Annotated in this window: 25 protein-coding genes; 8 read left to right on the top strand and 17 right to left on the bottom strand. The window is 41.4% G+C overall.

All coding sequences use genetic code 11. From position 1 onward, the window contains the following. Nucleotides 1-1,107 (bottom strand): AI-2E family transporter, encoded by a 1,107-nt coding sequence (locus tag BM095_RS08930; protein WP_091660478.1) that lies wholly within the window; start codon nucleotides 1,105-1,107, stop codon nucleotides 1-3. A 684-nt stretch (nucleotides 1,108-1,791) separates the two neighbouring features. Here BM095_RS08930 and BM095_RS08925 point away from each other — a divergent pair. Both BM095_RS08925 and BM095_RS08920 read left to right on the top strand, forming a co-directional pair. Continuing rightward, on the top strand, nucleotides 1,792-2,970 hold the full coding sequence (locus BM095_RS08925) for a TAXI family TRAP transporter solute-binding subunit (RefSeq protein WP_245757856.1): 1,179 nt from the start codon (nucleotides 1,792-1,794) through the stop codon (nucleotides 2,968-2,970). Nucleotides 2,971-3,225: 255 nt separating this feature from the next. Beyond that, nucleotides 3,226-5,175 (top strand): TRAP transporter permease, encoded by a 1,950-nt coding sequence (locus BM095_RS08920; RefSeq protein WP_091660476.1) that lies wholly within the window; start codon nucleotides 3,226-3,228, stop codon nucleotides 5,173-5,175. 44 nt (nucleotides 5,176-5,219) lie between these two features. Here BM095_RS08920 and BM095_RS08915 read toward each other — a convergent pair whose 3' ends face one another. From BM095_RS08915 to BM095_RS08905, 3 genes are all read right to left on the bottom strand, one after another. Further along, the gene (locus BM095_RS08915) at nucleotides 5,220-5,615 is read right to left on the bottom strand and encodes a hypothetical protein (RefSeq protein ID WP_091660473.1); all 396 of its coding nucleotides are present in this window, start codon (nucleotides 5,613-5,615) and stop codon (nucleotides 5,220-5,222) included. A gap of 365 nt (nucleotides 5,616-5,980) precedes the next feature. Further along, nucleotides 5,981-6,835: a MurR/RpiR family transcriptional regulator gene (locus tag BM095_RS08910; protein WP_091660471.1), complete on the bottom strand. Its 855-nt coding sequence runs from the start codon at nucleotides 6,833-6,835 to the stop codon at nucleotides 5,981-5,983. Nucleotides 6,836-6,861: 26 nt separating this feature from the next. Continuing rightward, entirely contained in the window at nucleotides 6,862-8,256 is a 1,395-nt protein-coding gene (locus tag BM095_RS08905; protein ID WP_091660468.1) for an aspartate aminotransferase family protein, read from the bottom strand. 355 nt (nucleotides 8,257-8,611) lie between these two features. Here BM095_RS08905 and BM095_RS08900 point away from each other — a divergent pair, with 355 nt between their 5' ends. After that, the gene (locus BM095_RS08900; protein WP_091660466.1) at nucleotides 8,612-9,808 is read left to right on the top strand and encodes a KamA family radical SAM protein; all 1,197 of its coding nucleotides are present in this window, start codon (nucleotides 8,612-8,614) and stop codon (nucleotides 9,806-9,808) included. A gap of 89 nt (nucleotides 9,809-9,897) precedes the next feature. Here the strand turns inward: BM095_RS08900 and BM095_RS08895 are convergent, their stop codons facing one another. From BM095_RS08895 to BM095_RS08865, 7 genes are all read right to left on the bottom strand, one after another. Then, nucleotides 9,898-11,358, bottom strand: coding sequence for a sodium:solute symporter family protein (locus BM095_RS08895; protein ID WP_091660463.1), 1,461 nt, complete (start codon nucleotides 11,356-11,358; stop codon nucleotides 9,898-9,900). 1 nt (nucleotide 11,359) lies between these two features. After that, nucleotides 11,360-11,584 carry a DUF3311 domain-containing protein gene (locus BM095_RS08890; RefSeq protein WP_091660461.1) on the bottom strand — a complete coding sequence of 75 codons (225 nt, stop codon included), beginning with the start codon at nucleotides 11,582-11,584 and terminating at the stop codon, nucleotides 11,360-11,362. Between the two features lie 149 nt (nucleotides 11,585-11,733). Continuing rightward, the gene (locus BM095_RS08885) at nucleotides 11,734-12,642 is read right to left on the bottom strand and encodes a fumarylacetoacetate hydrolase family protein (RefSeq protein ID WP_091660458.1); all 909 of its coding nucleotides are present in this window, start codon (nucleotides 12,640-12,642) and stop codon (nucleotides 11,734-11,736) included. 100 nt (nucleotides 12,643-12,742) lie between these two features. Beyond that, nucleotides 12,743-13,537, bottom strand: a complete 795-nt coding sequence (locus BM095_RS08880) for an ABC transporter ATP-binding protein (RefSeq protein WP_091660455.1) — start codon at nucleotides 13,535-13,537, stop codon at nucleotides 12,743-12,745. Next, a complete protein-coding gene (locus BM095_RS08875; RefSeq protein WP_091660452.1) occupies nucleotides 13,524-14,534 on the bottom strand; it encodes an ABC transporter permease in 1,011 nt (336 codons plus the stop codon). Before BM095_RS08875 ends, BM095_RS08880 begins: the two co-directional genes overlap by 14 nt. Before the next feature lie 89 nt (nucleotides 14,535-14,623). Further along, nucleotides 14,624-15,688, bottom strand: coding sequence for an ABC transporter substrate-binding protein (locus BM095_RS08870; protein ID WP_091660450.1), 1,065 nt, complete (start codon nucleotides 15,686-15,688; stop codon nucleotides 14,624-14,626). Between the two features lie 640 nt (nucleotides 15,689-16,328). Next, nucleotides 16,329-16,898, bottom strand: coding sequence for a hypothetical protein (locus BM095_RS08865; protein ID WP_091660447.1), 570 nt, complete (start codon nucleotides 16,896-16,898; stop codon nucleotides 16,329-16,331). Nucleotides 16,899-17,031: 133 nt separating this feature from the next. Between BM095_RS08865 and BM095_RS08860 the strand changes: the two genes are divergently transcribed. Next, the gene (locus BM095_RS08860; RefSeq protein ID WP_091660445.1) at nucleotides 17,032-18,798 is read left to right on the top strand and encodes a B12-binding domain-containing radical SAM protein; all 1,767 of its coding nucleotides are present in this window, start codon (nucleotides 17,032-17,034) and stop codon (nucleotides 18,796-18,798) included. On the opposite strand, the gene csaA is transcribed toward BM095_RS08860, so the two are convergent. From csaA to BM095_RS08845, 3 genes are all read right to left on the bottom strand, one after another. Beyond that, nucleotides 18,791-19,120 (bottom strand): chaperone CsaA, encoded by a 330-nt coding sequence (gene csaA / locus BM095_RS08855; RefSeq protein ID WP_091660442.1) that lies wholly within the window; start codon nucleotides 19,118-19,120, stop codon nucleotides 18,791-18,793. The two genes, BM095_RS08860 and csaA, sit on opposite strands and share 8 nt — an antisense overlap. Before the next feature lie 5 nt (nucleotides 19,121-19,125). Continuing rightward, complete coding sequence (locus BM095_RS08850; RefSeq protein ID WP_091660438.1) at nucleotides 19,126-19,971, bottom strand: hypothetical protein; 846 nt, start codon at nucleotides 19,969-19,971, stop codon at nucleotides 19,126-19,128. Nucleotides 19,972-20,297: 326 nt separating this feature from the next. Then, on the bottom strand, nucleotides 20,298-20,495 hold the full coding sequence (locus BM095_RS08845; RefSeq protein ID WP_091660435.1) for a cold-shock protein: 198 nt from the start codon (nucleotides 20,493-20,495) through the stop codon (nucleotides 20,298-20,300). Nucleotides 20,496-21,091: 596 nt separating this feature from the next. Between BM095_RS08845 and BM095_RS08840 the strand changes: the two genes are divergently transcribed. Continuing rightward, nucleotides 21,092-21,313 (top strand): hypothetical protein, encoded by a 222-nt coding sequence (locus BM095_RS08840; protein WP_091660432.1) that lies wholly within the window; start codon nucleotides 21,092-21,094, stop codon nucleotides 21,311-21,313. A gap of 70 nt (nucleotides 21,314-21,383) precedes the next feature. Here BM095_RS08840 and BM095_RS16555 read toward each other — a convergent pair whose 3' ends face one another. Together BM095_RS16555 and BM095_RS08835 are read right to left on the bottom strand one after the other, a co-directional pair. Then, the gene (locus BM095_RS16555) at nucleotides 21,384-21,554 is read right to left on the bottom strand and encodes a YfhD family protein (protein WP_177194756.1); all 171 of its coding nucleotides are present in this window, start codon (nucleotides 21,552-21,554) and stop codon (nucleotides 21,384-21,386) included. Nucleotides 21,555-21,665: 111 nt separating this feature from the next. Continuing rightward, nucleotides 21,666-21,923, bottom strand: coding sequence for a NifU N-terminal domain-containing protein (locus tag BM095_RS08835; protein WP_091660429.1), 258 nt, complete (start codon nucleotides 21,921-21,923; stop codon nucleotides 21,666-21,668). 222 nt (nucleotides 21,924-22,145) lie between these two features. Between BM095_RS08835 and BM095_RS08830 the strand changes: the two genes are divergently transcribed. The 3 genes from BM095_RS08830 to BM095_RS08820 all read left to right on the top strand — a co-directional run bounded on the left by BM095_RS08830 (nucleotide 22,146) and on the right by BM095_RS08820 (nucleotide 24,471). Beyond that, nucleotides 22,146-22,601 (top strand): hypothetical protein, encoded by a 456-nt coding sequence (locus tag BM095_RS08830; RefSeq protein ID WP_091660426.1) that lies wholly within the window; start codon nucleotides 22,146-22,148, stop codon nucleotides 22,599-22,601. Nucleotides 22,602-22,744: 143 nt separating this feature from the next. Next, a complete protein-coding gene (locus BM095_RS08825; RefSeq protein ID WP_091660424.1) occupies nucleotides 22,745-23,281 on the top strand; it encodes a PadR family transcriptional regulator in 537 nt (178 codons plus the stop codon). A gap of 8 nt (nucleotides 23,282-23,289) precedes the next feature. Continuing rightward, nucleotides 23,290-24,471: an MFS transporter gene (locus tag BM095_RS08820; RefSeq protein ID WP_091660974.1), complete on the top strand. Its 1,182-nt coding sequence runs from the start codon at nucleotides 23,290-23,292 to the stop codon at nucleotides 24,469-24,471. A 53-nt stretch (nucleotides 24,472-24,524) separates the two neighbouring features. On the opposite strand, the gene meaB is transcribed toward BM095_RS08820, so the two are convergent. Next, nucleotides 24,525-25,526 carry a methylmalonyl Co-A mutase-associated GTPase MeaB gene (gene meaB, locus BM095_RS08815; protein WP_091660421.1) on the bottom strand — a complete coding sequence of 334 codons (1,002 nt, stop codon included), beginning with the start codon at nucleotides 25,524-25,526 and terminating at the stop codon, nucleotides 24,525-24,527. Between the last annotated feature and the right edge of the window lie 28 nt (nucleotides 25,527-25,554).

Genomic DNA, 25,554 nt, shown 5'->3' with positions numbered 1-25,554 from the left:
TTAACTCCCGTTTTCCTTTGGTGGATTATGTCTTAATTTTAACAATCGGTAAGTATGACTGACAATAACTTTTAGTACGGCATACGTAGGTACAGCGAGTAAGAGCCCGACTACCCCTGCAAACCTTCCCGCTACAAGCAACAACAAAATAATGGTGACCGGGTGAACATCGAGCTTTTTCCCCATTACTTGAGGAGAAATAAGATTACTTTCAAGCTGCTGTACGATCACTACCACAATGATAACAAGAAGAGCGGTAAATGGCGAATCCAGAAAGCCAACGACCACTCCTGGAAGCGTACCAATCCACGGTCCTATAAACGGGATCACATTTGTGAACATGGCCACTAACGCCAGGACTAGCGAGTACTCTAAACCTATAATCGTGTACCCTATCAATACACAAACACCTACAAAAAAACTGACAATAATTTGCCCCTGTATATACGAACTTAGGGCTGTATCCATGTCACCTAATATACGACGGCCCTCTGTCTCCTGTTTCTTAGGTAGAAGTCTCAATATAAATTCTGGAGCCTTCTCCCCCTCTTTCAGCATGTAATAAAGAATGAAAGGCAGGATGAGCAGGACAATAACCACATTAGTAATTGCCCCTACAATACTTACTACGTTACTTCCTAAATTAGACAGGACTTGATTCGCATACTCTGCTGCACGTGCAGTCAGTTCATTCCAAGAAACACCTTCCATTTCCTCTAAAAAGCGATTAAACCATTCCTGATGTTGAAGTTCTACAATAATCCGCTGTATCTCATTAATTAAACGTGGTGTATTATTAATCAGACTTGTCAGCTGATGCTGGAGCGGTGGGCCTACCAAGAGTACGAGTAAGGCGATGACTCCGAGCACCAAAAGATACAAGAGTAAAATCGCCATCCCTCTTGGTATTTTCATATAATGGGACATAACATGTATGACTGGTCGGAACAAGTAATAAAGCACCCCGGCAACGACAATTGGAGCAAAGAGGGAGGTGACCAGTACAATGACTGGTTCGAACATAAAGTCAACGAGTGTCCCTAAGTATACAATGAGAAGTAGTAATATAATCCCGTAACAAATCCGATAAAACTTTCCTTGAGGCATGTCATCACCACATATTCTTGATTTTCTTTTTCAATGATAATTATAACTCTAAATTTATTCCTCGTCTTTGTCGAGTACACGATGGTCGAAAGGTGTAAGAAAACTGCTTTCTGACATTAAGTAAGTTTACAAACTGTGCTGGCAAAGGTGCAACGCCGATGGCAGCTTCCAATGTCCAGGTGGTACGTACCTTAGCGTTTTTACAGGAGAAATTTAATTCTAGACCAGTCTGATAGTCGGTGGCGGAGACTAGAATAAATAGTTAAGCAGACACGGGAAAGTGATTTCAGAAATACCGCTCCCTCATCATACAAAGGAGAGATAACCTACAGTGATATTGTTTCTTTAAACGATGTTTCCTAAAATGATATGAAAAAGAAGAGCAGTCAATTACCAATTTTCTCTTCCATTGTCCTGTTGTCAGTATAATCCAAGGCTCTCTTTGACAGTACCTTCCACAATGACACCTTTTAGGCGGATTGTCCAACAGTATCTAAAACCCATCCAAGATTCGTAGTTTCATGTATTAACCAAGCTCAATTCCATGCCGGACTTCGACAACACTCCCGTCTAATTTTGTCTATATTTCTAAGAACTTACTACCTTCTTAAACTTTGACAATAGGCCCTTTTTCTGATTTAATTAAACTGATTATTTAAAAAAAGATAAAAAGGGGGAAAACAAGTGAAGAAAAGTTCTATTCTACTTATTTTGCTATTTGCACTTCTTATGTTGCTCGCAGCTTGCGGCGGTGGAGATAACGGCGGTGACAGCGGAAACACAGATACCGGCGAGACAGAAAACACTGCTGAAGACAGCGGCGATGCATCCGGCAATACGGAAGGAATGACTGAACTTCAATTAGGTACTGGTTCTACGGGTGGTACGTATTATCCTCTTGGACAAGAAATTGCCAATGTTATGAATGATAACGTTGACATTGAGGGATTTGACGTCAGTGCCGTTTCCTCCGATGCCTCTGTTGATAACCTGGCTCAAATTGGCCGCGGCGAAATGCAGCTTGGTATGTCCGTTCACCTTACTGCTCTTCAAGCACTAGAAGGTGAAGGAGACTTTGGCGGTACAGTGATCGAAAACTTCGGTTTTATGGGCCATATATATCCGGAGGTCATGCAGGTAGTTACGACAGAAGACACCGGTGTTACCTCTATTGAAGAATTAGAAGGGAAACGAGTAAACCTCGGCCCTCCAGGAAGTGCTACAAACTCTGCAGCTCGTTTAATTTTAGAAGCTCATGGTCTTGAGGAAGGAGACTATGAAGCCTATGAAGAAGGCTTCGGTGACGCTGCCGGACGTCTTCAAGATGGTAACCTGGATGCTAACTTCGGTCTGCTTGGACTGCCGGCAGGTAACGTAACAGAGCTTTCCACACAACGTGATGTGGTCATCCTGCCTATCGAAGGGGAGCCTCTTCAATATATTCAAGACAACAGTGATTATGGTCAGTTAGACATTGAGGCAGATACGTATGACTTCCTTGACGAGTCAGTAAGTACAGTAACGGCTTATGCGATACTCGTTGGCTCTCTGGACCAAGTCGATGAAGATACAGCTTATGAGGTCACAAAACAACTCTACGAAAATGCTGACTCCATTTCCCACGAACAAGGGAATTACATGACAAAGGAAAATGTAATGAACGGTTCAGAAGGCATGCCTTTGCACCCTGGTTCTGAGCGTTATTTTGAGGAAGAGGGTTTATTAGACGGTCAAAACAGCACCGGGGAAGATAGTGAAGAAGATGCCGATTCTGCCGATGAATCCGATCAAGGTAATGAAGAAGATGGATCCGGAGAAGAGGAAAACACGACATCAGATGACACAGAAGACTCGGAAGAATAAATACATCCGTCATCTCACCATACCGGGGCTAGACCTATCTAGTCCCGGTATTTCGTTTTCTACACGATCACTTTTACCATGAAGATCTGGTTCTTTTCTCCTTCTTGCGTGATATGATTATAAGCAAGGGAGAAAAACAGCTTTTCATGAAATGTGATCTAGTGTTATTATTCTGATTGTGTATGTACTTTTCTTCCCTGCCTCCCGCTATTGTGGGTTAAGACCTATCCCATTTTTTAAAGGTGGTGACCGTTTATGACGGAAAGACAGAACAATGAGAATGTATCCCAAGAAGAACTCATTAAAAAATACGATAAGGAATCTACATACCGCACAAATTTAGGCAAGTGGGCAATTCTTGTCACTCTTATTGGAATTGCGCTAACTATTTTCCATTTGTGGACAGCAAACAATCCTTATCGCTCCGTTATTCAAGGGGCAATACACCTCGCTGGCGGGATGTCATTAATATTCCTTTTGTACCCTGTGAAAAAATCAATGACCGGACGCAGAGGAGTCCCTTGGTATGATGTTATCTTAGCATTTATTGCACTCTTCACTAATTTTTATCTCGTTTTTAATTATGATCAATTATTTAGAAGTTCCATCGTGGCAGGATATACGACTTTCGATCACATCATGGCGGCAGTCTTTATCGTTTTATTATTGGAAGGCACAAGACGGGCCGTTGGCTTACCTATCGTCATTATCGCTCTTCTCGGCATAGCTTATGGTCTATGGGGGAATAACATCCCATACTTCGGGCATGCTGGTTTTGACTTTAATAGATTAATGACAAGGCTCGTCTACTCGAGCGAGGCTATATTCGGAACGCCTATTCAAATATCTTCTACTTATATTTACTTATTTCTTTTCTTTGGTGTTATGCTCGTTCGCACGAACATTGGTCAGTTTTTTAATGACTTAGCTTTCAGTTTAACAGGGCGTTATACAGGTGGGACAGCGAAAGCGGCTGTGGTCGCTTCTGGCTTACAAGGTATGGTCACGGGGAGCTCTGTTGCAAATACAGTCAGCTCCGGGAGCTTTACCATCCCAATGATGAAGCGCGCCGGGTTCAAGCCGGAGTTTGCTGCGGCTGCTGAGGCTTCCGCTTCGACAGGCGGCCAGATCATGCCTCCCATTATGGGTGCTGCCGCTTTTATCATGATTGAAACAATTGGTGTGCCCTATAACGAAATTATCCTAGTCGCTTTGATACCAGCTATCCTTTATTTTTCCGGTGTGTTTATCGGTACGCATTTCGAAGCGCGCAAGTTGAAAATATACGGCTTGCCGAAAAGTGAGCTTCCTTCCGCCGCAGCTATGCTAAGGAGAATAGACTTACTGTTGCCGCTCGTTGCTATATTATTTATGCTTTACAGCGGATTCACTCCTACTACTGCAGCTTTATGGGGAATATTTGCAGCTTTTGTAATTAGCTTCTTCCGTAAAGATACACGATTATCGATCAAAGACATGGTGTTTACTTTAGAACAAGGCGCTCGTATTGCACTTCCTGTTATAGCAGCCTGTGCATCAGCAGGTATTATTGTAGGAATTGTTGTGTTTACAGGGCTCGGTGGTAAGATTGCAAACGGTATTATCGATCTTGCCGGCGGAAACTTCTTTCTTGTCATGTTCTTTACGATGATTGCTTGTATTATTTTAGGTATGGGGCTTCCTACAACTGCAAACTACGTTGTGACAGCATCACTTGCAGCTCCAGCTATTATTGCCTTCGGAGTTCCGGAAATCGCAGCCCACTTCTTTGTGTTCTATTTCGGAATTGTGGCAGATATTACGCCTCCTGTTTGTTTAGCGGCTTACGCTGGTGCCGGGATCGCCCGAGCCAATCCAATGAAATCAGGGGTCACTTCGGTCAAACTGGCCATTGCAGCGTTTGTTATTCCATACATTTTTGTTACAAATCCGGTCCTCGTATTACAAGATGCCACGGCTGGGACATTGATACCAGCCATTATTACAGCGTTAATTGGAATGGCGGGTATTAGTGCCGGAATGATTAATTTCTTTGTTGTCAAAAATAATATACTAGAACGGCTCTTACTGTTAGCGGGAGGTATTATGTTACTGATACCAGACCTTCTCATCTCCTTTTCCGGGTTAATCCTCGTGGCACTTGTCTACGTAATGCAAAAAGCCCGGGAAAAGAAATCTACTCCAAAACCAACTGCATCTGTTTAATAACTCATAAGACCTGCACGTTCCCTGTGCAGGTCTTTCATTCATCAGAAAGAATTCCTATTCATCCACCACCATGGAAACGACCAACTCCCCGTCCCATTACCGGGCCCTGAACCAGCTCCTGGACTAGGCGAGGGTGCAGGAGACGGAGGTGGTGCAGGTTGATAAGGAGGGATGGGGCCTGTATAAGGAACAGCTTCAGATATTTGATGCGTATAAAAAGTCATTACCTGTAATCGGTTATCCGGAGGCAAATATACCTCGACTTCAATATAATCAGTCGCCGGATCTCCGGTATCCCCCACGAATATAAGCCTGCCAATATATGTCCTGCCGGTAACATCTCCATAGAACTGAATGTGTCTTCCCATTAAGTTCTGAAGTACAGAGACAGGCTGAGCATATGTCACTCTCGGCTGATAAGGTCTGTAATGGTACATACTTGTATCAACTCCCCTTTCCCTACCAGCCTATGACTACATTCGTTGGATCGTTCTCTATGAAATTAGCACTAAGCTCCTGGTCAGTTTCGACAGCGTCTAGAGAAGCAAGCAGCAAAAAAGATATAGTGTCCCTTTTACACACTAAAAAGATCGCCAGGCTTTTCTTCCTTGGCGATCTTTCTTTATTAGTTAGGCAGACATTAAATTGAGCGATCGTTGTCTAGCTTCAGCGCCCACTCACTCGCTCGAGGTTGCTTTAGACAACTCGCAGAAGCCAAAAAACGGCTGCTGCCAGCGGGCTTCCAGCACATGTCGCATCCTGTGCAAGCCAGGGTGCTTGCGCTTTTCTTATTCTTTGTCGCTTAATCATAAAATACATCAAATGTTTCCCACAAACCTTCAAGTTGCTCTAGACGTCTTTCTACTTTTTCATGTTCTTGACGAGTCACAGCTGTAACTAAAGCACTGACAATGCTTAAAGGAGCAGAGAAAGAGTTTATAAAAGAATTAATTTCTGTAACTGCTAATAACTTCCGATCTCCATAGGGTACCAACGGGGATAGGAGGTGATCGGTTATAACGAGGGTTTTTGCCCCTTGCTGCTTCGCATACTTTATTGCTTCGACTGTCCTTTTCGTGTACCGGGAAAACCCAAAACCAATGACAAGATCATCTGACGTAATATCTAACAAATGTTCCGATACCCCGTCCGCTTCTCGTATCAACTCCGTGTTTTGTAACACCAAATCTAAGTAAAATTCAAGAAACGAGGCAACACTTACTGCGCTACGATAAGCAATAATATAGATACGGTTTGCCTGAACAATATCTTTCACCGCTCCTTCAAATTCTTTCATATCCATTTGCTGCATCGTTTCTTTTAAATTTTGAACATCATCCGTTAAAATCTCAGACACCGCATTTTCCGGGCGGTCTTCTTTATCTGTAGTACGCGCGAAAACTTCAGCGGATGTCCATTTACGTTGCAGTGCTTCCTGAAGATGTCTTTGCATATCAGGATACCCTTTGTAATCTAAAAACGTCGCAAACCGGATAACGGTCGCTTCCCCTACCCCTGCATTTTTTGCCAGTTTGGATGCCGTCAAAAACGGAGCCGTATCCGCATGTTTGATAAGGTAATTCGCAATTTTCTTTTGCGACTTACTCATCGAATCCTGCAATTCCATAATGCGTTGTAATACATCGCTTTCCAGCATGGCAAACCTCATTTCCGTTCAAACTGTTAGAAACGAGAACCTCCATAAACCTCCTGCAAGGCTTTCTCAAATGCATCCAGTGTGTTTTCTATATCCTCTTTGGTATGCGCCGTTGACACACTATAGCGATTAACAGGCTTCATATATATACCTTTCCTGAAAAGACTGAAGTCCAGCTCTTTTCTAGTAGCCAGGTCGGTTTTCTGAAGGTCCCTGTAGTTTCTTATCTTCATATTAGATAATACTACACTAAAGATTGAGCCTGTGCCAACCGTCTGGCCTTTTACTTTGTACTTTTTCAGCAGTTCATTCATGCCGGTTTTTAATTGTTCTGTTTTTCTAAGTGTTGATTCTAATTCCCTCTCCAAAATATCTATTACAGCCATGCCTGCTGCTAAAATCATAGGGTGCCCGTTATATGTCCCGCTATGGAACAACACATCCTTAGCTGTCCCTGACTTAGTCTGGCTGCTGTCAAACACATCTGCGCCTTCTACCGGTGAACTGTGCATCATGATTTCTTTCTTTCCTCCCACGACACCGATGGGGTATCCTCCCCCAATGGCTTTCCCTAAGGTGGTCAGGTCCGGCTTCACATCATATATATGTTGCGCCCCGCCGAGACACGTTCGATACCCCGTTTTCACTTCATCAAAAATGAGCACCATTCCTAATTCTTCTGTCACTTGGCGAAGCCCTTTCAAGAAGGATGGATCTGCTGGAATAAAACCCGCCTGAATGGGTTCTATCATGACTGCACCTATTTCATCTTTATGCTCATGTAAAATCCGTTTACAAGCCTTTGCATCATTAAATGGAAGAACGATAGTATTTCGCAAATGAGAGGTACTCATTCCTTTCGAGTCTGGTAGTGACTCTGGAGATTCCGGATCTCCTGCCTGATGGACGGGAGGGCTGACACTAACCAACATCTGATCGTACCCGCCATGATAATGTCCCTCAAATTTTGCTATTTTGTGTTTCCCTGTATGTGCTGCGGCTATTCTAAGAGCGAGCAATGTTGCCTCAGTACCAGAGTTGGTATATCGAAGCAATTCCATGCTCGGAAAATGTTGTTGAAGCCTTTTTCCCATCTCTACCTCAAGGGAATGAGGGGTACCAAAAAGCCAGGTGCCGTCTCTTTCCATTTGTTCGATGACAGCTTTCTTTACCTCATTGTGGCCATGACCGGTAACAAGCGACCCATAACTCATTAAATAATCAATATACTCTTGGTTATCCATATCAATGAGCTTTGCACCTTTTCCATATTTCATGACAATAGGATAAGGTTCAAAGTATTTAATGTTCGCTGTCACACCTCCTGGCATCACTTGGGCTGCTTCATTCATAAATTCCTTTGAGGATGATGTTTTTTTCTGGTAATCAAACATCGGATGTTCAAGCTTTTGAATAGCCATCTTCTCTAATTCTCCTTTTTGTTTTTCAATATTTCCTTCACTTTTGTTTATATATGAATTATGAATTTCATTATAACGTCAATATGCCGATTTGTGAATAACAAATTTCAATAATATTATTTATGAAGGTTTATTTTCATTATATGAATTATGAATTTCATTATCCACTAATTCATCATGTCAAACTTCAAAATAGGCTTTTGCACTGTTTTAGTAGAAAAAAATCCTTCATTTTCTTTTTTGTTTTAATTTTTTCTTTCTTTTTTGACTATTTTTAATGTTAGTTGTTATACTCTTTATGGGTCTGAATGAGATTTTTCAGTACTGAAAAAGTCTTAGAAAGGTGTGGGGAAAGATGGCACAACCAAAGTACATTACTAAAATTGATCAAATTGAACAAATTCCGGAAGCGGAACGGGAGCGTTTGAAAAAAATTACCGAAAAATTCGTATTCCGTGTAAATGAATACTATTTAAGTTTAATAGACTGGGAGGATCCTAACGATCCTATTAAAAACCTCGTTATCCCTAACGAAGGAGAATTATCTGAGTATGGGCGTTGGGATGCTTCTGATGAAGATACGAACTATGTAGTGCCGGGGTGTCAACATAAATATGAAACTACCGCATTACTTATCTGTTCCGAAGTATGCGGGGCATATTGCCGCTATTGCTTCCGTAAACGTCTGTTCCGTAACGACGTAAAAGAAGCAATGACCGATGTGGATCCAGGTCTAGAATATATCCGCAACCATCCTGAGATTAATAACGTGTTATTAACAGGTGGCGACCCGATGATACTTGCTACGAAAAAGCTTCGTTACATTATCGAAGAATTACGAAGCATTCCACATGTGAAGATCATTCGTATCGGCTCTAAGCTTCCTGTGTTTAACCCGATGCGTATCTACGAAGATGAATCGTTACTTGAACTAATCCGTGAGTACTCTACTCCAGATAACCGTATTTATGTTATGGCTCATATCAATCATCCACGGGAAATTACAGATGAAGCAAGAAAAGCATTTAAAGCTCTCCACGATGCAGGAGCTATTGTTGTAAATCAGACACCAGTACTGAAAAACATAAACAGCAATCCCGATGATTTGGCGGAGCTTTTAGATAAGCTATCCTGGGCTGGTGTCACTCCTTATTATTTCTTTATTAACCGTCCAGTAGCTGGGAATAACGATTTTGTCCTCACACTTAAAGAGGCGTATGAGGCTGTAGAGGAAGCAAAAGCGAAAACGAGCGGTTTAGGTAAAAGAATCCGTCTCTCGATGAGCCACACTTCAGGTAAGATTGAAATATTAGCCATCGAGGATGGAAAAGCATACTTGAAGTATCACCAATCCCGTGACGGCAACTATGGTAAATTCATGGTACTTGATTGCCCGGATGATGCTGCCTGGTTTGATGACCTTCCTGGAAACGAACAATATTGGAATAAACCAGAAAAGAAAGTGGAAGAAGTTGTATCTGTTAACGAAATGCCTGACATGCCTGAGAAGAAGAGAAGAGCAAGAGCAAAAACAGCTGCAGCTACCAAATAATATGCGACTATTCAACTACGCAAAAAAGCCGGCCTCCTTCTTGGTGACCGGCTTTTTCTTTTATTTGTAAATATAACCAACGTCATTCGTTATTTCATTTCAACATAAGCATTTGCTGCTTCTTTAGGTTGCGGTTTTGTTAAATAGCTTACAATGATTACTAATCCTATATTAATAATTAATCCTACAATCCCTGCATGAATATCAAAAGGAGTCGATGAAGCTACGAGTTGAAAATAAAAATTAGTGACCGTTCCTGCAACTAAACCGGTGATGATAGCTGGAGCGGTAGCACGCCGCCAATAAAGAGCACTGTAGACGCCAGGAGCAAATTGGACAATGGAACCGTACGCCCCTAATAAGAGAGCGATAAGCCCTTGTCCCCCAAAAATAGTAATACAATAAGCGAGACCACCAATAACGACAACTGCTATTCTCATGATTAACAGTGTAACATTATCAGTCAGTGAGCTCCGCGTATTATGGATGACTCCATTGGTGAACTCGAGCGAAGCACTATGAGTAATCGCGTCGGCGGATGACATAGCAGCTGCCAGGGCCCCGGCACCAACTAAACCATACAACCATCCTGGCATTTCAAGGACAGAGGTAATTAAATAAGGTAAGACTTGATCGGGTACAATATCTCCACTGTTCACCACGCCGATTGCTGCATAGCCAGCCAATAACAGCGGAATTAAGAATAGTGCAAAAATGGGATAGATTAACACAGTTCTCTTTATCGTCACAGGCGGTGAAGAAAACGACTTTGAAAACAAATGAGGCCACATCAACAATCCGATGAGAGATACTAGGATGGTAGTCGTATAGTCTACCCCTGACATAGTAGATCCGTCTCGGCCAATTTCTAAAAATCCGGGCTGTGATTGGTTGATCGATTGAAACATATCCGTAGTCCCGCCATGCAGCTGCATAATGACCGCTATGCCGACGACCCAAGATATGATTACCATAAGAGCTCCCTGGAACACGTCAGACCAGGCGGCTGCTCGAAGCCCTCCAGTCGCTACATAAATGACAACGATACCGTAAGCAAATAAAGCCCCCATCCAAAATGGAACACGGCCCTCTGTCATAATATTAAAAATATGAGCCATCCCTGTCATCTGGGTTGCTAAATATTGAATAAAAGCTAATAATGAAATAATCCCTACTAAAATTGCAAGAGTTTTACTTTGAAAACGCGTTTTCAAAAATCCCGCTAACGTATATAAGTCATATTTACGCCCTATTTTTCCAATCTTAGGCCCAATAATATACCAAGGTAAAATAGCAAAAGCTGTGTAGACAATAATATACAGCGCAGGAGCACCTCGTTCAAACGCCCATCCCGGAGCCCCGAGAAAGGAAAAAGCACTGAACACGGCACCGCCCATTAAAAAGCTAGTGACAATTAAACCTAGTTTTCGGCCGGCAACAACATATTCGCTTAAGGATGCCTTTTTTGTTCTACCCGCAAGAATGCCTACAAATAGAGCGACAACCAAATAACCAATCATGATGACTAATGCTATTTGCCAGTGAGGCATACTATTCCTCCCCCCATCCTTCGTCTACATCCGGATCTTTGAAGTATAGCGTAAGCACCGCAAGGAACGTAATAACTATCCACATCACAACCCAAAAGAAGTTAAATGGCAATCCAATAATTATAGGTTCTGCTCGATTTGCTATTTCGAAAATTGGAAAAATAGTCATCAAAAAAGTAATGCATGTCACTGAAATATAGATAGTGTAAAAACGTTTTTTACTCATATCAGCTCACCTCCTTACCCTTACCAAACCTGTATGCTTGTTCATTCAAAAACATGATACAAAAGAAGATACACTTCAATTATATATACCCAGAATGGAATGATAAAAAACCCCCTATTCCACTTTTTGAGGAACAGGGGGTTACGTGATTAATCTGGTGCTACTGTATTTTGAAGCTGACCAATCCCGTCTACTTCGATAACCACTTTATCACCCGGTTGTAAAAATTTAGGAGGATTAAACCCAGCTCCCACTCCAGCTGGCGTTCCTGTGGCTATAATATCTCCAGGTTCAAGTGTCATTCCCCGGGAAATAATTTCAATCAGCTGGGGGATGGAAAATATCATATTCTCGGTCGTCGTTTCTTGCCGTAAATCATTATTTACATACGTTCTAAGCGATAAATGTTGTCCGTCCAACTCTTCTTTCGGTACAATAGCAGGTCCCATGGGTGAAAAGGTATCAAAACTTTTTCCTAGGAAAAATTGCTTATGTCTCTTTTGCACATCACGGGCCGTCACATCATTTAAAAGAGTGTATCCATAAATATGATCATTGGCATGTTCCGCTTTAATATTCTTTCCTTGTTTTCCGATAATTACTGCGATTTCTCCCTCATAATCGAGGGATTCCGTGACATCTCGATGAGGGTTGATTTCATCGTGATTTGCAATAACAGTTGTTGGTGATTTCGTGAATATGATCGGGTCTGTGGGGATATCTGCTTCGCTCCCCATTTCTTTTGCGTGCTCTGCATAATTTTTTCCAGCACACATTATATTTTTTGCAGGTCGCGGGATCGGCGCCTGAACCTTCACGTTTTTATCATCTATAGCATAAACAAACTCTGCTTTCTTTTGTTCCAGTGTCCAGTTTACAATCTCTTTAGCTTCGGCAAGGAAACGATCTCCTTGTTTGATGGCTTCTATCATAGTCTTAGGAACAGGAGCCGTTGTCCCTTTTTCTTGTCCTGCAGCTTCTAGATCGATCAGTTTCCCATCGTCCACCAGAGCCGCTATGAGAGTGCGGTTGTTCATTGTCACAGTTGCCAATTTCATATGTATCTCTCCTTTTTAAAAACATACAAAAGAAGGATTCTACGAAAACAGGGCAGAATCCTTCCTTCTTCGTAAATGGATCTGGAAAAACGACAAATCATTAACCCAAAATTGCTTTGTCATTCGCCATTTGCTCCCCGCGTATGCGTTGAAATTCATTTAGCAACTTATCAATGGTTAAGTCTTTTTTCTCGCTTTCGTCCACGTCTAATATTATTTGCCCTTTATCCATCATAATGAGACGATTGCCGAGATCAAGAGCTTGTTGCATGTTATGAGTAACCATCATCGTCGTGAGATTAAATTTGTCGACGATTTCTGCTGTTAAGTTAGTAATAAGCTCAGCTCGAGAAGGATCAAGGGCTGCTGTATGCTCATCCAGCAATAATATTTTGGGCTCCGTAAATGTTGCCATTAACAAGGATAACGCTTGTCGTTCTCCTCCAGAAAGAAGACCTACTTTTGCTGAAAGTCTGTCTTCTAATCCCAAGTGTAATGATTCCAGATGTTCACGAAACAAATCTTTTCTCTTTTTTGTTACACCTGGGATTAATTTTCTTTTTTTGTTTCGAGACCAAGCCATCGCTAAGTTTTCCTCAATCGTCATGGATGGAGCAGTTCCAGCCATCGGATCCTGAAACACCCTTCCAATTAATTGTGCCCGCTTATACTCTTGTAAATGAGTAACGGGGGATTCGTCAATCACAACATCTCCCGCATCAGGCAGGAGTGATCCCGAAACGATATTCATCATCGTCGATTTCCCAGCACCGTTACTTCCTATAATTGTTAAAAAGTCACCATGCTTTAAATCAAGGTTTACGTGTTGTAAAGCTTTTTTCTCATCCATCGTACCTTCATTGAATGTAAGAAAAACTTGGCTAAGTTGCAGCATTCCGTTTTCCTCCTTCTTCCAAACTTGCCACTTCAGCAAGCTCCGCTTTTTTACGAAGCCTTCTACGCCTTTCACGCTGTGACTCTAAGATTTTTGGAGTGACTAGTGCTGCAATGACAATAATAGCAGTGATGAGCTTCATGTCTCCTGTTTCGAGGAAATCGACCCGAAGAGCCAGAGATACCACAATTCTATATATCACCGCTCCTCCAATGACTGCTAATGTCGTTCGGGCGATCGTCTTCGTTCCAAATAATGCCTCTCCAATAATAACAGATGCCAGTCCGATAATAATCATGCCAATTCCCATGCCTACGTCAGCAAATCCTCCGTGTTGCGCAATGAGTGCACCAGACAAAGCAACAAAAGCATTAGAAATCCCTAATCCCATAATGATTAATATATCGGTATTTGCAGAAAAGCTGCGAATCATTTTTTGATTATCACCTGTGGCACGAAGAGCTAACCCTACTTCCGTTTTTAGAAAATAATCAGTAATACATTTAATGATAAGCGTAACAATTAGTGCAATAAATAAGATGGCCCATGTTTGCGGTGTCCCTGGCACTCCAAGGGCACCAATGACTGCATTAAATGGGGCACTGAGATTTAAGCTTTCCCAAAATGAAGTGACAGATGAAAAAATGGTTGTTTCTCCTAGTAAAGGTATGTTGGACTGTCCCATGATACGCAGATTTATAGAATAGAGAGCAATCATCATTAAAATGCCAGATAATAATGGGTTAATTTTACCTTTCGTGTGTAAAAGACCAGTAAAGCACCCTGCTATAAACCCTGTAATAACAGCTGCGATTGTCGCTACTACAGGAGATTGACCGTTAATAATCATAACTGCCGCCATAGCGGCGCCGGTCACAAAGCTGCCGTCTACCGTCAAATCCGGAAAATCGAGCACACGGAATGATAAATAGACACCAAGTGCCATTAACGCATATATTAAACCGGACTCAAGAGCGCCAAATATGGAAATAAACATCCTCCGGTTCTCCTTCCTATCACCTAAGATATTAGGATAAGGCCTAGCCCTAAGCTCACACATTCAGGCCAGGCCTTATTACCTCTCCCTTATTCCTCTCCGTTAATAAATTGAGCCTCTTCTTCCCAATCTTCGTGGATGTCAACCCCTTGGGCTTCTCCTGCTTCTCTATTAATAAACAACTCCATGTCTTGTGGGTATTCTGCAGGAATGTCAGCTGGTGTGCTTTCTTCGCTCAGTACTTCCGCAGCCATCTCACCAGCCCGGTATCCGATATCATGATAGTTGATACCAAATGTAGCAAACCCGCCTCGTTCGAGGGAATCAGGTTCACCGACTATTAATGGAAGACTTTGTGATTCTGCAATGCCAACCACTGATTCCAGCGCAGAAACAACCGTATTATCTGTAATGATATAGAGCAAATCCGCTTCTCCGACTAATGATTCTGTTGCCTGCTGAACCTCTGCAGATGTTGAAACACTTCTAGTTTCGACTTCCAACCCTGAGTCAGTTGCCGCCTCCTCTACTGCTTCAATTTGAGTGACGGAGTTTTGCTCTCCTGAATTGTATACCATTCCGACAGTCGAATCTGGAAAATATTCAGAAATAAAATCAACTGTCATGTTAATGGCATCCGGATGAAGGTCTACTACTCCCGTAATTAATTCCCCTGGCGTATCCATGCCGTCGATTAATCCTGCTTCTACAGCGTCGGTGACGGAAGTGAAAATAATTGGTGTATCGTTGCTTGCTTGCAGTGCAGCCTGAGCGCTAGGTGTAGAATTAGCAAAAATCAAGTCTACTCCTTCAGAGATGAAATTGTTAGCAATCGTTGCCGTATTGTTTTGATCCCCTTGCGCACTTTGGTGATCATATTCTACATTTTCTCCTTCGACGAATCCATTATCAGCGAGTCCTTCTTTAAAACCTTCGTAGGCAGCATCCAGTGAAGGATGTTCTACAATTTGAGTAGCGCCGATAACATAAGTATCTTCTGAACCTGATTCTTCGTTCGATGCTGCCTCTTCGGTCCCGCCTTCACTTGTGCCAGTGTCTTCACTCGCAGCATCTTCTTCTGATTCCCCGCACGCTGCCAATACAGATGCGGATAGCGCACCTGCAAACAACGCTTTCAGCCATTTCTTGTTCATTTTTTCTCCCCCTCTTTTTTTAAGAAAAATAATACTCCTTAAGTAACATACTCAGGAGATCCATTCTGCTTAGACGAAACAAAATAGATGTCATTATTTTAGCATATATACGATTTTTTAAATAGTTTTACTTTTTATTTGTAAGCCCTTTCATAACAGAACAAAAGAAATGTACACCCCTCCTCGAAATTTTTCAGGTATAATAATTTTAAAGATCATATGAGAGAAATGACGAATATGGAACGAGGGATTAAAATTCGCAATATGTTTTCGGTTAACTTGAATGTACTAGACTTTATTTATTTTGTCAATAGAAAATCATTGAAATTTTCTGAATTAACAAAGGCTGTGAATTATTGATATTGCTGAAAATTTAAGGATAATAACGGTCTAAATTATTCTATTACTATAATTTAATTTAAAGCGTTAATACAAATTTGCGTTAAAGCATTATTGCAACAAAGTGTGATGGAATGAAAACGTCTGCGCACAATAATGTCATGTTCAAGGATCATAAGGCTTAAAAAAATGAGGCGCCCAACTTCTCGGCGCCATTTTCTAAAGAAGTGCATGGCGGTGCTCTCACCCCCAGGAGTCTGTAAGCTTTCAACAGCTCTTCTGACAGACTTCTTCAGCAAACTCATTTTTTTACTTTATCCATTTGTAATTCGACTCCTGGGATATCGACTTCTTCTCGTTCCCTGGCTGCCTCGAGTACTTGTTTCCATTCCTCATTATATGCTTGTTTAAAGAGAAAACGAGACTCATTAATAAACATCCCATTTCCCGTTACATAATCCGAATAATTCTCTAGAAATGCTACTTCATCCTCTATAAGAAAAGTCATCCTATACTCATTACCTTGAAGGACATCCTCCACGACATACCCGTATTCATATAACCTTTCTATGACTACGTAGTCCCCAAGAGGGATGAGCACTTCTTGTTCTTCCCCCACGGTCTTAGATCCAGAGGAAGTTACTATTTTTTCACCTAACGAAGCTCTGTCCGTAAATCCTTCTGTTATGTAAAAATAAAAACCTGCCATTACGACCGCAAGAAGTAATGCTAGCAGTCTATCCTGCCACTTCCTTGACTTTTCTTTCTTTGACAAGAAATGATACAGACCTCTGCCAATGATAAAAGCTAGAATAAGGATAATAATGGACAGGATGAGATGAAACAGCCACGGTGCCATAGAAATTACCACAAACACTCATTCCTTTAATTTTCAATTTGCTGGTATAGAAGAATTTCATGCCGAACATATGATAACATAAGACCAGTGCCAATGCGATTGTTCATCCGTTTTGCACTATTTATGAGAAGGAGAGATATTCCACATGAATGTAATTGTAAGCACGTTGAACGCAAAATATATACATACTTGTCTGGCGCTACGTTATTTAAAAGCCTCCGCTTACCCAGATTACGATATAGAAATGGCCGAGTACACCATTAAAGACCCTTCGATGAATATCGTAACTGATTTATTTGAAAAACACCCCGATGTCATCGGTTTTTCTTGTTATATCTGGAATATCGAAGAGACCATTGAAGTCGTCTCTATGCTAAAAAAAATAAAGCCAGAATTAAAAATTGTTCTCGGTGGTCCGGAAGTATCATATGACACCGAGTATTGGATGAACCGACTCTCGGATGTGGACTTTATTGTCATCAATGAAGGCGAAGAAACTTTTAAACATTTACTCGATGAAATAGCGGGAGAAGAGAAGTATCATATGGTATTCGGAGCAGCTTTCCGCAAGAAGGGAGAAGTAGTCATCAACCCGCCGCGTCCGAAAGCAGATCTCGAAAAAATTCCGAGCCCTTACCGCTTTGCAGAAGACAAAAAAGACCTCTCCCGGCGCATCACTTATTTTGAAACGAGTCGTGGATGTCCGTTTAGCTGTCAGTTTTGTTTGTCATCGATTGAAGCCGGTGTTCGTTATTTCGACATTGAAAAAGTTAAAGACGATTTGCTTTATTTAATAGAAAATGGCGCAAAAATGATTAAATTTGTAGACCGAACGTTTAATATCCAACGAGAATATGCACGAGAGATTTTTCAATTCTTAATAGATAATCACCAAGGATGTCAGTTTCAATTTGAAATTACCGCAGATATTATGCCTCCAGAGCTATTAGAATTTCTGAACGAGCATGCTCCCCCTGGACTATTCCGCTTTGAGATTGGTGTTCAATCTACCAATGACATTACGAACAAGCTCGTCAAGAGGCATCAAAATCTAAAGAAACTGGAACGGACAGTTCGTATGGTAAAAGAAGGCGGCAAAATTGTACAGCACCTTGACTTAATTGCAGGTCTTCCAGAAGAAGATTATGATCGATTTAAACAAACATTTAATGATGTATTTGCAATGGAACCAGAAGAATTACAGCTCGGTTTTTTAAAAATGCTTCGAGGAACTGGTCTGCGCATTCAAGCAGAAAAATTCGGGTACGTGTATATGAACCAAGCTCCTTATGAAATGTTGTATAACGATGTCATAAGCTTCTCTGACATTTCTCGAATTAAAAGAGTAGAAGATATTCTCGATAAGTATTGGAATGACCATCGAATGGATCATACCATTCATCACTTAGTAAAAGATGTATTTGACACACCTTTCGACTTTTTCCAAGAGTTTGGGGATTACTGGTATGAAAAAGGATGGGGAAAAATAGGACATCAACTAGAAGACCTTTTTCTTCGTCTACAGGAGTTTTTAAAACACCGTGACACTAAAGGAATGGACATCATTGAAGGGCTGATGACGTATGATTATTTCCTGCACCAAAAACACAAGCCAAGAAAATCATGGGGAACCCCGGTTTTATCCAAAGAAGAACATATCCAATGTTTGCGTTTATTGAGAGAACAACCAGACCTTATAGATCTTCCTAAAACTCTTGAATCTCATGATTGGCCGAAGCATTCCATTACCGAACAGCTGCCGTTTTCCTTAGCTACCTATTTAGATACAGGAGCCATCATACGAGAACCTGAAATATTATTTGTACATTACAACGTGAAGACAAAAACAAAAACCGTACGGCATCTTCCCCTCCGTACGTTGAAAGAGCTAACGGTAACGTCTGCTAACTAACAGGAGTACCGTTCTGAACTGATTCCACTGGCTGAAGCAAGACGACATCTCCTTCTTCAGGGACTGCTCCTAGAACGAGCACCTCTGATTTATAACCAGCGATGCGCATCGGAGGAAAATTCACGACAGCCGTTACTTGCTGTCCGACGAGCTCCTCCGGTTCGTACCGATTGGTTATTTGGGCAGAGGATGCTTTTATGCCTATCTCCCCAAAGTCTATTTTTAATTTGATAGCCGGTTTCCGCGCTTCCGGAAATGGTTCCGCTTCTACGATCGTACCTATTCGGATTTCAAGGTTCATAAAATCAGCAATTTCCGCCATTTGTCTCACTCCTCCTCTTCTTTTACTTCAATTTCTATGTCCTCTGAAAATGAAATGGTTGTTTCCTCGTCTATTTGAAGGTCCGTTGATATCGTAATCACATATTGTCCTTCAGGCAGTCCTTCCTTATTAAAAAACTCCTCATGAAATTCTGTCTCTCCTATTTCACCGGTTTTTTCGAATGTTTCTATGTGCCATTCATCATTGGTCAATGTGGTTTGGCTGAAAATGGACGCGTGAGCCCAATCTATCGTGATATCACGGGTTTTCTCTTCAACTTTAAAACGCATCAGCTGAAAGCCGCCATGCCCCACTTCAACGGATTCTTTCTTTCCTCCATATCGAATCATACCAGCAATGTGAACAGGCTCATGTGGGTTATATGTTTTCTTTTCTGACACAGCCCGGAACACAAAATCGCCTTCTTTTTGTTCTTGTATGATTTCTTCTTCGTTTAAGCTGCTTCCCGTTGTTTCTTCTGTTCCGACAACAATTTTAGAAGCCTTCACTTGTGGCGGCATACTTTCCATAACTATGTCATCTTTAAGCCAAATACTCACGTACTCTCCTGTACTAAGCGCTTCATACGCAATGTCGTCTCCCATTGTATTTTTGATTTGGGTATCTTCTTCTATCCAAACAATCAGGGAGTCGTAATCCACGTCACTCGATTGGACGACCTCACCTGAGACAGTGAGCTGTTCTGTATCAGATTCCATCATATCCGAAATCATCCCTTTGTAGAAGGGAGCTTCTTCTTTTTCTAATTCTTCATTGGATTCTCCCGTATCCCCTTGCCCGCAAGAGGACAGAAATAACAATATCGTCATCATCAGAAAGATCTTTTTCAATGCATTGCCTCCTTGTTTGTTGAGAAGTACAGTAACTGCCATTCCTTTTCAAGTTATCCTAGTCGCTTTTTCTTTTTCATGTCTTTAGTTCTTGTTTTAATTCATTTTCATACCCGCTCTCGGCAGCGGGCAATGTCAAATTATAAGGTGGGCATTAAATATTAGATTCTGCCTGTTACTCCATTTCATCATATGTACAAGTCGCAGAACAGCTATCGCAAGGAGAGGTGTTCATTTTGTTGCTATCGTTATTCTATGTCGAACACACGCAAAAAACCACAAGAGTTGTGTATCTCTTGTGGTTCCTTGTATATTATATAAACGTATTACTTTTGTACGTTAGCTGCTTGTGGTCCGCGTTGGCCGTCAACGATTTCAAACGTTACGCTTTGGCCTTCTTCTAGAGTTTTGAATCCTTCGTCTTGAATAGCAGAGAAGTGTACGAATACATCGTCTGCACCTTCACGTTCGATAAATCCAAAGCCTTTTTCTGCATTAAACCACTTAACTGTACCTTGTTCCATAATATAAAATCCTCCTTGTGTGCTAACCACACAACATGTGTATTCTTAAAACTTGCTCTACTTGATGATAAGACGAAAGAGGATAAACCAATTTCAAACTTTCTAGAAGTGCGAACAACCTTAAGTTCCTTAACTATACAACATAAATAAATGTATTGCAATAGTAAATGGATTTTTTTTTGAGAAATTTTTCAAGAACGGACTATAAGGCAGATCCATGTACGACTTTTTACGGAGTTTTGTGAATGACACACCTTCAGCAAAGTATAAATTCTTCAGCGTTTTTATGAAAGAAACACCCGGAGGAAAAACTGAAAAAAGTGTCCTTCATACCGGTAAGCAACTAGAACTTCCTCTACTGTATAACGTTCCGTAAACAGAAGCGATATTAAAAGTGTGAGATTGATTCACATACCTACTTTTTCAACAAGTTCATTATACAATCGATAAAATATAATAAAATACGCTGAAGAGTGTTGATAAGTTTTCTCACAGGTTAGCAGGAAAATCACTGTGCTTTCCACAATTAATGTATCAATGAGTATCATCATCTAAAGGCAGGAAAAGGAATTCACAAAGAAAGGTGGTCGTAATCAGTGAATCGAGATCTCTCCTTACAGCAAATTGCAGAAGGTATTCCTAAATCCGTGTTGAATGCATCTGATTCTGATATCGAAGGTTTTCAGCAAATTATCGATCAGACTTTAAAAGTTCGTGAAGCGCATAAAGAATTACAATCGATGATAGACAACTTCTCTCGTCCTGCTGCCAAATCACAGTCTTCCAAACCGAATCCATCCATCCAGCGTTCATCTTAGACGCATGGCTTAGAAACATTAAAAAATTTCCACCAGAAGAGACGGTGGAAATTTTTTAATGTTCAAGTATTCAGTGACGTGTCTCTCTTTTGTTTTCTCGTTTTGGCTTTTTCGACGGAAGTGCTGATATTTCCTTTGCATATTCAGCCATAGAGTCGCCTTTTTCTATATCCTTAGCCGGTGTTTGGGAAAGAGAAGCTTTCTTTTTTTTCTTATTATTTCCAGACTGTCCTCGTGTCATGAGTTCCTCCTGTGACATGTGATATAGTATCTCTTTTTTACCATGCACCAACGCTCCGGAAAATATACAACGCTTAAGGGACTGCTCTGTATACGAGCAGTCCCCTTTCTTTTATCCGTGATGCTGATTGTAGGCTTCTTGGATTTTCGGAATAATATCCTCCCAGTCGGCTTCCATTGTTTTATTGACTGTTACAAAATCTCCATATCCAAATATGTTATCAACCCCATCAATCTCCAGCAATGCCTGTGCTAAAGGGTGATCCGGGTTATCCCCTTTTTTAAAAGAAGTGCTGCCTTCAAATAGAGTCTCCTGTGCTGTAAATTTTATTGCATTTGGATTCGGGGTCTGGTCTACTTTTAATTCCATTGATGATACCTTCCTTTCTACTCTTACTTATTTCATTCTGCCTCGGTGTACTTTCTATATCCTACCATTCATTTTCCTAATATCAAAGATATCGGGCTTTTCGCGATTTTGCAACTGAACGAAACAAAATTATGTATTAATTGAAGTTTCAGTTTGACAAAAGCGGTTATATAAATTATTGAACAGATCAATTTTAAAAAACATACACGGAGGCGAACTGCCATGAAGAATAAATTACTCACAGGGTTAATGGTATGGACGTTATTTATCATTATGATGGGTGTTCTCTTCCCCATTCCGACAACGAGCGGCGCGACATCCATGGAAATGGTAATGGAAAGCTATACCATTTACGGATTTTTTTCATTAATTCCCATCGTTTTCTATGGCACTATTATTTCTTTTGTCGCAGATTGGTTGGCACGTCGTTTTCAGCGTTTTGTACAGCCTATCTCGTTTGTACTTCATTTGGCCGGTGGGGCTGGAGCATATATCGTAACTCAAAATCTGGACATTACAATATTAGCTATGTTAGCTGCCATGATGTTTTTTCTTGCCGACCGTTGCTTTGTTTTATTATATCGGTCGTCTAGTGGGGTATACGCTTTAAAAAACTTGCCGATTGTGGTAGGATTCATCGGAGTTACCGCTATGGTTCTTGGCTCTTCCATCGGATAAAACATTTTCTTCATCCCGCTGCTTCTCAACGGCTGGCGGGATTTTTAGTCTTTTCATATAATAGTCAGTTCTTGACTATTCACAAACGAAGTAGTCTCCATTACAATAAGACAAGAGAGCGATAACGAAGGGGCTGATGCTTAATGGAGCACCGTTCTTTGCTGCTTTTGGGATTGTTGATGTCTCAAAGCCAGCATGGTTACCAAATACATGATTTCATCGAGAAAAACTTACCATTTCTATCTGACATGAAAAAACCAACAGCCTATGCACTCCTCGATCGCTTGAGCAGAGAAAAGTATGTCGATGTCACCGTTAAAAGTGAGGGTAATCGGCCGCCAAGAAAAGTATATTCCATTAATGAGAAAGGAAAGAAGTATTTTTACCAACTTCTTTCTGAAAACCTTTCTTCGGCCGACAGCTTATTTTACGAAGGAGACATCGGTTTAATGTTTGTTGATCATCTTCCTCAGGAGGAAATCCTTCGTTACTTACATAATAGACGGGAAGCACTTATAATGAAGCAGGATGTTATTTCACGAGTCCCTTCTCACGAATATAAAAAAGGAGTAACATTAGCATTCGATCATAAAAGAAAGATGTTAGAAGCGGAATTGTCTTTTATACAAGAAGCCTTAGCAACGTTACAGGAGAGTAGTCATATTAAAGAAGTGGAGTGAACTCAGTTTTGGAGACAAAAAAAGCGTTACCGATATTATTTGCTGTCATGTTTTTTGTGATGGTCGGCTTTGGAATTATTATTCCTGTGCTGCCATTTTACGCGGAGGAGCTTGGTGCAACTCCAACTCAGCTAGGGCTGTTAATGGCTGTTTATTCTTTAATGCAATTGATTTTTGCACCTATGTGGGGACGTGTTTCCGATCGTATAGGTCGTAAGCCCATTATGATGATAGGAATATTAGGTTTATCTTTTTCTTTCTTCTTCATGGCGTTTGCCTCTCAGCTGTGGATGCTTTTTGCTGCACGTATTATAGGAGGTTTTCTTTCCTCTGCAAATATGCCAACTGTGCAAGCATACGCGGCTGATATTACTACGGAAGAAAATCGAGGAAAAGGAATGGGAATTATAGGAGCTGCCGTAGGGTTAGGCTTCGTGTTTGGACCGGCAATTGGCGGTATCTTCTCGCGCACTAGTCTCTCTCTCCCGTTCTTAGTTGCAGGTGTCTCTTCCCTTATTACATTCCTTTTAGTGACTTTCGTCTTAAAAGAGTCACTTTCTGAGGAAGCGAAAGGTACATCTTCCGATTCCAAAACACCTTCTTTGAAAATGTTAAGCGGATCGATATCCATATTGTACTTTCTTCAATTGTTTGTTTCTATTTCTCTAGCGGGATTAGAAGCAACGTTTGCTTACTTTGCCGCTCAACAAGCAGGATTAGGAACGGTGGAGCTTGGGTATATCTTTATGATTATGGGTTTTGCCGGCGCCTTGGTGCAAGGTGGATTGGTCGGCCGGATGACGAAAAAATTTGGAGAAGGAGCGGTAATACAAATAGGTATTCTAGTCTCTGCCATCGGCTTTGGCCTCATTTTGTTTGTCGATAATTTCGCAACGGCCGCTGTCTTTCTAAGTATTTTCGGGATCGGAAATGGCGTCATCCGTCCAAGTGTGTCTGCTCTTATTACGAAAACAACAACTTCCGGCTATGGACGTGCTACAGGGTTACTCTCTTCTTTCGACTCCTTAGGTCGGATTATCGGACCCCCTGTTGGCGGCTGGTTATTTTCCATCGCGGTCGGACTGCCTTATATTGTAGGAATCGTTTTATCTGTTATCGCTTTTCTTCTCTATGTCACTTATTCCTCTCAATTAAAAAAACAAAAAGTTCAATCCGTTGCTTCCCCTTAATAAAAATATCCCCGGTGCCTGAGTTGCAGCCGGGGATCTCTTCTATGTTCTTGTTATGCTCGATACACTTCCATTAGCTCTTTCACCGCTTGTGCGAGAGGGATAATACCATCGCTCACTTTCTTTTTCATATCAGGGAGCAAATTCAGAACTTCTTCTTTTTGATAAAACGTTCGCTTTAATTCATCTTCAATTAACCGGTCCATCCACTCAGAAAGTTGAGATATTCGCCTTTCTTCGAAGAATCCGCTTTCTTTCATTTTCTCTTCATACTCACGAATCACATTCCAAATGCCTGGGATCCCTTCTCCCGTTAATGCGGAAACTGTATAAGCCTTCGTTTCCCAACCTGGAGTAGCAGGCTGTAAGTAATGAAGCAAACGGTTATACTCTGATCTCGCATTCAAGGCAGGTTGTTTGTTATCACCGTCTGCTTTATTGATGAAAATAGCGTCGGCAATTTCCATAACTCCTTTTTTCATCCCTTGAAGCTCATCCCCGCCTCCCGTCAACATGAGGACGAGGAAGAAGTCGACCATGGAGCGGACAGTCGTCTCACTCTGTCCTACTCCGACCGTTTCCACGAAGATAACATCATAGCCGGCTGCTTCACAAATGAGCATGGTTTCTCGACTTTTACGGGCGACTCCTCCTAATGTTCCTCCCGATGGAGAAGGGCGGATATAAGCATTCGGATGTTTGGACAGTGTTTCCATTCTCGTTTTGTCACCAAGTATACTTCCTTTGCTTACGGTGGAAGAGGGGTCCACTGCTAACACTGCTAATCGATGACCTTCGTCACAAAGCATAGAACCAAATGCCTCGATGAGCGTACTCTTTCCGGCCCCCGGTACTCCCGTTATACCAATGCGGATAGAATTGCCCGTATACGGCATCAGTCGTTTCAACACTTCTTGAGCCAGCTCAAAATGCTTCGGTGCATTGCTTTCCACCAATGTAATAGTTCTCGCTATGATCGCTCGATTTTGGTTCAATACACCTTCTACATAATCATCCGCTGTCAGTCCTCTTTTCTTCACTTGTTCATCCGACACGACCTTCCCTCCTTTCCCCTCTTTTCTT

Source organism: Alteribacillus iranensis, assembly GCF_900113025.1.
Taxonomy (GTDB): Bacteria; Bacillota; Bacilli; order Bacillales; family Marinococcaceae; genus Alteribacillus_A; species Alteribacillus_A iranensis.
Note: the sequence above shows the minus strand (reverse complement) of the source record. Positions and strands in the feature narration are given on the sequence as shown.